Here is a 7,265-nt window from a genome sequence, read left to right on the forward strand (position 1 = left end):
CCGGATCGACCCATGACGCGATGGGAAGACCGGTCAGCACATGGAGGAAGCATGAGCATCATCGAACTGGCCCGGACTGAGTCGCCGGCCGTCCAGCTCGCAGCACCACTCACCCGCCGTGAGCAGGTCGTGCTGTCGAACCTTTCCGAGGACATCACCTTGGAGCAGATCGCCACCAAGCTGTTCGTCACCCGCAACACCGTGAAGTCGCAGGTGCGCAGCCTCTACCGCAAGCTCGGCGTCTCGACTCGTGCCGAGGCCGTCCAGTGGGCCAAGGACGCGGGCATCCGCTGACGTCGGCTCTCGGGGGAGGCCCCGCCCGTTCCGCGGGCGGGAGTGCGGGCCGACCAGGTCCCGTCGTGGTCGGCGTGAAACACTGCGCACATGATCTCCCGCCGTCTCGTGGTGGCCGCCGCTGTCGTCGACGACCTCACGACCCCCCGCCTGCTGCTCGCCGCCCGCCGTTCTCGGCCGGTCGAGCTCGCCGGGCGCTGGGAGTTCCCGGGGGGCAAGGTCGATCCGGGGGAGACGCCCGTCGACGGGCTGCACCGCGAGCTCCGCGAGGAGCTGGGGGTGCAGGTCGAGCTCGGTGACGAGCTCGCCGGGCCTGACGAAGGCGGCTGGAACATCACGGACCGCCATGTCATGCGGCTGTGGCTCGCCCGCATCGTCGCGGGGGAGCCCGAGCCGCTCGTCGAGCACGACGCGCTCTCCTGGCTGCCGACCGGCGAGTGGGGGAGCGTCGACTGGCTGGACGGCGACGTCCGGATCGTCGACGCGCTCAGCGACTGGGTGGCTCGGGAAGCCGTCTGACCCAGGTCTCGACCTGCCGCCTGCTGCGCAGGCGCACGAGGGTGGGCGGCGCGTCCTGGCGTGCGACCGTGGCCGGGAGGTCGCGCAGCGAGTGCCTCGTCGACCACGCCCACCTGACGACGTGCCCGGGGTCCGAGAAGACCGTCCGCAGCGGCGGCTCGACGTTCCCGTTCCACAGCACCTCGTGCTGCCGCGCGCGCCGTACCGTACGTGTCACGACCTGACGCATCGTCGTCGCCACGGGCAGGTCGAGCCACACGACGAGGTCGGCCTCGTCCAGGAGGAGCTGTCGCGCCGCGCGATACTGCCACTCGACGACGAACCCCTCCCGCCCGACGACGTCGCGCACGTCGTCGAGGAACGTCGCCCGAGGAGTCCATCCCGGGCCGTGGAAGAGCGCGTCGATCTCGGTGTGCGGCAGGCCGAGCCGTGCGGCGACGCGCCGCGCGAGGGTCGTCTTCCCCGACCCCGAGACGCCGGCCACGAGGACGCGGCGAGGGCTGTGCCCGAGGTGCGCGACGACGTCGTCCAGGGGGCCGAGAGCGGTGAGCACCCGGGGACCCTACCCGACGGGCCCGATGGTCATCGTCTCCGGCGGGGAGGTCTCGCCGCGCGGTCACGTCCTGGCGCTGGTATCACGGAGGGACGCAGAACGCGGCGCGCGGGGACCATGACCGGGCGCCGCACCCACCTCCGACCGCCCGACCGGGCCTCGTGCACGCACGGCGTCCCCACGCAGAGAGGTGACCCGCATGAGCGACCTCACCGGACTGGGCCCCCCGGCACGACCCACGAGCGTCACCGTGGCGGTCGTGCTGACGTGGATCGCAGCCGTGACCGACGTCGTCAGCAGCGTCGCGCTGTTCCTGCTCGCGGGCGACGCCGCAGTGACCGGGGCGCTCGCCGCGACACGCGCCGAGATCCAGTTCTTCGCGCTCCTGAGCCTCGTGGTCGGGGTCCTCGTCGTGCTCGTCGCGCTCGGCCTCCAGACCCGGGGGAGGTGGGCCCTCATGGCGATCACGGTCGTCATGCTGGTCCGTGCCGGCGTCGGCGTCTACCAGCTGCTGCGCTTCGGCCCGCACCACCTGACGGGGGCCGTGCTCACGATCGTCGTCGCGCTCCTGGTGCTCGCGCTGCTCTGGAACCGGGCGTCCCGGCGGTACTTCCGGGCGTGACGGTCCGTCCCGGTGGTGCAGACGGGGGCGTCGGTCGTCGTGCGTACGGTTCAGCCGTCGGCGGGCTCGCGGGTGGGGGAGCCCTGAGCCGGGGCCTCGTCGGCCGAGACCTCCTGCTCGCCCAGGTGCTTCGGTGACCAGCCCTTGCTGACCGCGCCGACCATCTGCGGCGGCGTGTGCTTGCGGGCCCAGGCCTTGAAGACCAGGTACATGACGATCACCAGGACGTAGCGGACCATGGCCAGGAGCGACTGGACGGTGGGCTCACCGCATCCCAGGGTCGCGCTGGTGTCGTTGAGCGAGTGGACGACCATGACGAGCAGGATCCCGCCGATCGCGGCAGGGGTGCCCTTGCGCCCGTAGAGGTGCCAGGCCCGCCAGGCGATCGCGACGGCGATGCCCGTGAAGAGCCAGTGGAACGGCGAGACGCCGAAGATGCGGGCGACCTGGGCGGCGATCACCGATCCGGTGGTGACGGAAGGGGTCTCGCCGCCGCAGAAGTCCGGCCCGGAGGCTGCGGCCGTCAGATAGGCGTACAGCGTGGTCTCGGCGATCGCGAAGCCGAACCCGGCCGCGAGGCCGATCGCGACGCCCGCGCGCGGGTTGCGGTAGGTGCCCAGCAGGAAGAGCGCGATCGGGACGAGCAGTTTCGCGGTCTCCTCGGTGAGCCCGACGAGGGCCGTCGCGAGCGAGATCCCGCCGATCGATCCGGTGAGGTCGTTGAGGTTCAGGGCGACGAGGAACGTGGCGCCGGCCGAGGCGACCGCGACGGCCGCGACCTGACGGAGGCCGACCACGTCGCGCAGCGCGAGCTGGCGGTCGACGAAGCCGTAGAACGCCCAGCACACGAGAGCCATGGCCAGGAAGCTCGTGACGGCCATGACGTGCACGTTCTCGGTCGCCCGATAGGCGGCGATCCCGATCCCGAGGACGACCAGCGCGGCGGCGAGGATCCAGACCCACCGGCCCCAGAAGCGGCCCCGGAAGCGGTGACCGCGGTTCGCCTGCTCGGCGCCGTCCGCGACCTGCGCGGTCCAGGTCTGGCCGTCCCAGAGGCGGTTGCGCGGGGACTTCGAGGCGGGGTCGGGGAACAAGCCTGCGGCAGGGGCGTCGGGGCGCTGCGGGGCGAGGCGCCACGCGGCGTAGAAGCCGACGACCAGGAGGACCGCGCCGAGGATGTTCAGCATCATGGCGCCAGCCAATCACCAGGTTCCGTCGTCGCGCCACGAAACGGCACGACACGCCGACCGCGGGGTGCTGGAGCGCGGTGCGGCAGGGGCCGGTCGACGCGACGTCGCCCAGGGTGCGCTTCGGGTGGTCCTGGACGGGCCGGGAACGACCTGAACTGCACACTCGACGCGGCCGTCGGCCGCACCACCCGCACCCCGGCCCAGGGGGCGGGCTCGGCTGTCCCTCCCGCGCGCGCGTGTTCGGCATCTGTGCCCTACTAGTGAGCGGCAGGTTTCGACTTTTGATTGACAGGCGATAAAAGTCGCCCTAGATTCCTACCAGATGGTCGAGGAAGACCATCGTTCTCGCAGGTAGATCCACCCTGATCCATGACATACCGAGCATCTCGCCTTCGCGGGAGATCGCTCGTCCCGACGGGGGAGACCCCGGTGTGCTCGGCCGGTGCGACCTCCGGGTCCCACCACCACTCGACGGCGAGGGGAGGACAGCAGCAGCGGCGCGGGCACGACGACCTGGGCGCCGCCCCCGTACAGACAAAAGACCGAGCCACCCGTGTTCCCGCTGTTCCAGCAGCGAGCGGTGGCTCGGCCCGGCGATGAACCCCGATGAGGAGCTGCATCACTGTGAAGTCTATTCCTGAACGAAGGACCGTGAGATCAAGGGTGGTCGCCGCCTCCCTCGCCGGCGTCCTGGCACTGACCGGTCTCGCGGCCGCGACGGTCCCGGCGACCGCGCACGACGGCGTCGACCACGGCAGCGAGCCCGGCGCGGAGGCCGCGCTCGACTGGTCCAACTACGAGAAGATCCTCCTGACCAAGGACGTCGGCGAGCCGATCGACCTCGCGATCCTGCCCGACGGCAAGATCCTGCACACCGCACGCAACGGGGACGTCCGGCTCACGGACCCCCAGACCGGCGTCACGTCGGTCACCAACAAGATCCCTGTCTACGCGAACTCCGAGGACGGCCTGCAGGGCATCGCCGTCGACCCGAACTTCGCCGAGAACAACTGGGTCTACCTCGTCTACGCCCCTCTCAGCGGCACCCCCGCAGGCTCGGCGCCGAACACGTTGCCCGCCGGCGCCGATGCGAGCTACTGGGACCAGTGGAAGGGCGTCAACCGTCTCTCCCGCTTCCAGTGGACCGGCACCGGGCTCGACCTGGCCTCCGAGCAGAAGATCCTCGACGTCGAGGTCCAGCGCGGTCAGTGCTGCCACGTCGGCGCCGACATCGACTGGGACGGCGACGGCAACCTCTACCTGTCGACCGGTGACAACACCCCCGCCAGCGCGCCCGGAGCCAACGGCTTCGCCCCCAACAACGACGCTCCCGGGATGAACCCCGGTCTGGACTCGCGTCGCGGCGCCGGCAACACCAACGACCTGCGCGGCAAGATCCTGCGCATCACGGTCCAGGCGGACGGCACCTACACGATTCCCGAGGGCAACCTCTTCCCGGTCGGTACCGAGAAGACCCGGCCCGAGATCTTCGTGATGGGTGTCCGCAACCCGTTCCGCATCGACGTCGACCCCGAGACGAACAGCCTCTCGTGGGGCGACTACGGACCGGACGCGGCCAACGCCGACCCGAACCGTGGCCCCATGGGCTACGTCGAGTGGAACACCGTGAGCCTCGACGACCCGCACAACGCAGGCTGGCCCTACGTGCACGGGCCCAACGCGGCCTACAACGAGTGGAACTTCGCGACGAGCACGCCCGGGGCGTTCTTCGACCCGGCCGCGCTCAAGAACAACTCGCGCTGGAACACGGGCCTCGTCGACCTGCCGCCGGCCCGCGAGGCGACGCTCTACTACGGCGACCGTCCCGGCGACCAGCCGTGGGACGAGCTCGTGAACTTCGGGGCAGGCAGCGGCCAGGCCCCCATGGGAGCCCCCGTCTACCACTACGACGCCGAGAACCCCTCGACGTCCAAGCTCCCCGAGTACTGGGACAACAAGGCGTTCTTCGGTGAGTTCTCGCAGGACTACCTCGCGGCCTTCACGGTCGACTGGGACTCCTACGAGGTCACGCACATCGAGGACTTCACGCCCAACGCGCAGCTCGCGAAGAACGCGCAGCCGCTCAACGACAACATGATCGACATGGAGTTCGGGCCCGACGGCTCGCTCTACGTGCTCGACTACGGCGACGGGTTCTTCCGCGCCAACCCGGACGCCGGCCTCTACAAGGTGTCCTACGCCGAGGGGAACAAGGCCCCGCAGGCCCGGTTCACCGCGAACCCGACCTCGTCCTCCGAGGCCCCGCTCGCGGTGGCCTTCGACGCGGGCACCTCGAGCGACCCCGACGGCGACGCCCTCACCTACCAGTGGGACTTCGACGGCAACGGCTCGTTCGACGCCACGGGCGTCACGGCGAACCACACCTACACGACCCTCGGCCAGTACAACGCCCGTCTGCGCGTCACCGACGCCAAGGGCAAGTTCACGCTGACGTCGAAGGTCATCTCGGTGGGCAACCAGGCACCGACGGTCACGGTCGACTACCCGGGTGACGGCTCCTTCTTCAGCTGGGGCCAGGCCGTGCCGTTCAAGGTCTCGACGACCGACGCGGAGGACGGGACCGCGACCGCGTGCAACCGCGTGGCGTGGACCTACGGCCTGGGCCACGACGAGCACGCCCACCCCGAGGTCTCGGGCACGGGCTGCACGGGGGCGTGGAAGACGTCTCCCGACTCGCCGCAGCACGGTGAGGGCGCGCACATCTACGGCGCCGTCGTCGTGTCCTACACCGACAACGGGCACAACGGCCTGCCGGCCGCCCCCGGCGAGGCGACCGTCCAGCTCAACCCGTTCGTCCAGCAGGCCGAGCACGCCAAGAGCAAGGGTGTCGTGGCCTACGAGGACGAGACGGCGGGTGCCGGTCAGGCGATCCGCGGCCTCGGCGCCGGTGACCACCTGTCCTACAGCCCGGTGAACTTCGCCGGGATCACGGGCGTCAAGGTCGTAGCCAACGGCGGCGGCCAGCTCCAGCTCCGCTGGGGTGCGGCCGACGCGGCACCGTTCGCGACCGCGCAGATCCCCTCCGGCGCAGGCTGGAAGGAGGTCACGGTGCCGTTCACGAACGCCCCGCAGGGTTCGGGCACGCTCTTCGTGACCTCGGCCAACGAGCTGGCCGTCGACTCGTTCGACTTCCAGGGCGTGGGTGTCGGTGACGTCAAGGCGCCGACCATCACGCACTCGCTCGACCCGGCGGCGCCCACGGGCGTGGGCGGCGTCTACAACAAGGCCGTGCGCATGAACCTCGATGTCAAGGACGACGGCGCGCTCGCGAGCGTCCAGTACTCGGCCAACAACGGCCAGACCTGGACGAACGTGGCCGCGGCCGGTGGCGCGTACAGCGTGAACTTCACGACCAACGGTGCGCGCACCCTCCAGTACCGCGCGACCGACACGGGCGGCAACGTCTCGACGGTCGGGTCGGTCTCCTTCACGATCGACCTTGCCGCACCGAACGAGCCCACGGTCTCGTCGGTCACCAAGGTCGCCGTGTCCTCGGCCCGGGTCTCGTACGGGGCTCCTGGCGAGGCCACGGTCACCGTCACGGGCCAGGGCGGTACGCCCACGGGCGACGTCGTCCTCACCTCGGGCGACACCGAGGTCGGCCGCGGAACCCTCGTCGAGGGCGTCGCGACGGTCGCGCTCGACCCGTCGCTCGCCGTCGGGACGCACACCCTCAAGGCGAGCTACCAGGCCGACCAGGTCTTCAAGAAGTCCTCGTCGACCGTGCGCCTCACGGTGGCCGCGGCCTCCTCGACCGTCACGGGCTCGGTCTCGCCCAACCCGGTCAAGCCCTCGATCGCCGCCAAGGCGAACATCTCGGTCGAGAGCTCGACGGGCGTCGTCGCCACGGGCGACGTCACGGTGACGGTCAAGCGCAACAACGCCACGGTCGCGACCCGCACCGGGACGCTCGACGCCGAGGGCCACGTCGTCGTGACGCTCCCGAAGCTCCCCGAGGTCGGCACCTACAAGGTCGAGATCGCCTACCAGGGCTCGACCGGCGTCACCAAGAGCGCGACGTCGCTCAACCTCACCGTCCGCAACTAGGCACGTGGTGGCCCGGGGC

General features: G+C 70.7%; 6 protein-coding genes. 4 read left to right on the top strand and 2 right to left on the bottom strand.

Going from position 1 to position 7,265, the window contains the following annotated elements:
* Positions 1-51: 51 nt before the first annotated feature.
* On the top strand, positions 52-294 hold the full coding sequence (locus tag ACFRCR_RS03330; protein WP_138826958.1) for a LuxR C-terminal-related transcriptional regulator: 243 nt from the start codon (positions 52-54) through the stop codon (positions 292-294).
* 90 nt (positions 295-384) lie between these two features.
* Positions 385-813, top strand: a complete 429-nt coding sequence (locus tag ACFRCR_RS03335) for a (deoxy)nucleoside triphosphate pyrophosphohydrolase (protein WP_377675552.1) — start codon at positions 385-387, stop codon at positions 811-813.
* On the opposite strand, the gene ACFRCR_RS03340 is transcribed toward ACFRCR_RS03335, so the two are convergent.
* Positions 782-1,366 carry an AAA family ATPase gene (locus ACFRCR_RS03340; RefSeq protein ID WP_377675553.1) on the bottom strand — a complete coding sequence of 195 codons (585 nt, stop codon included), beginning with the start codon at positions 1,364-1,366 and terminating at the stop codon, positions 782-784. The genes ACFRCR_RS03335 and ACFRCR_RS03340 overlap by 32 nt on opposite strands.
* Before the next feature lie 199 nt (positions 1,367-1,565).
* Between ACFRCR_RS03340 and ACFRCR_RS03345 the strand changes: the two genes are divergently transcribed.
* Positions 1,566-1,988, top strand: coding sequence for a hypothetical protein (locus tag ACFRCR_RS03345; protein ID WP_377675554.1), 423 nt, complete (start codon positions 1,566-1,568; stop codon positions 1,986-1,988).
* Between the two features lie 50 nt (positions 1,989-2,038).
* Here ACFRCR_RS03345 and ACFRCR_RS03350 read toward each other — a convergent pair whose 3' ends face one another.
* Positions 2,039-3,178 carry a PrsW family glutamic-type intramembrane protease gene (locus ACFRCR_RS03350; RefSeq protein ID WP_377675555.1) on the bottom strand — a complete coding sequence of 380 codons (1,140 nt, stop codon included), beginning with the start codon at positions 3,176-3,178 and terminating at the stop codon, positions 2,039-2,041.
* A gap of 651 nt (positions 3,179-3,829) precedes the next feature.
* Between ACFRCR_RS03350 and ACFRCR_RS03355 the strand changes: the two genes are divergently transcribed.
* Positions 3,830-7,246 (top strand): PQQ-dependent sugar dehydrogenase, encoded by a 3,417-nt coding sequence (locus ACFRCR_RS03355; protein ID WP_377675556.1) that lies wholly within the window; start codon positions 3,830-3,832, stop codon positions 7,244-7,246.
* The last annotated feature ends 19 nt before the right edge of the window (positions 7,247-7,265 follow it).

The sequence above is a fragment of the Oerskovia sp. NPDC056781 genome (genome assembly GCF_042789955.1).
Lineage (GTDB): Bacteria > Actinomycetota > Actinomycetes > Actinomycetales > Cellulomonadaceae > Oerskovia > Oerskovia rustica.

Excerpts from the sequence above, each read along its gene's own strand:
- ACFRCR_RS03350 (WP_377675555.1), bottom strand. The coding sequence starts at position 3,178 with ATGATGCTGAACATCCTCGGCGCGGTCCTCCTGGTCGTCGGCTTCTAC.
- ACFRCR_RS03345 (WP_377675554.1), top strand. The coding sequence starts at position 1,566 with ATGAGCGACCTCACCGGACTGGGCCCCCCGGCACGACCCACGAGCGTC.
- ACFRCR_RS03330 (WP_138826958.1), top strand. The coding sequence starts at position 52 with ATGAGCATCATCGAACTGGCCCGGACTGAGTCGCCGGCCGTCCAGCTC.
- ACFRCR_RS03335 (WP_377675552.1), top strand. The coding sequence starts at position 385 with ATGATCTCCCGCCGTCTCGTGGTGGCCGCCGCTGTCGTCGACGACCTC.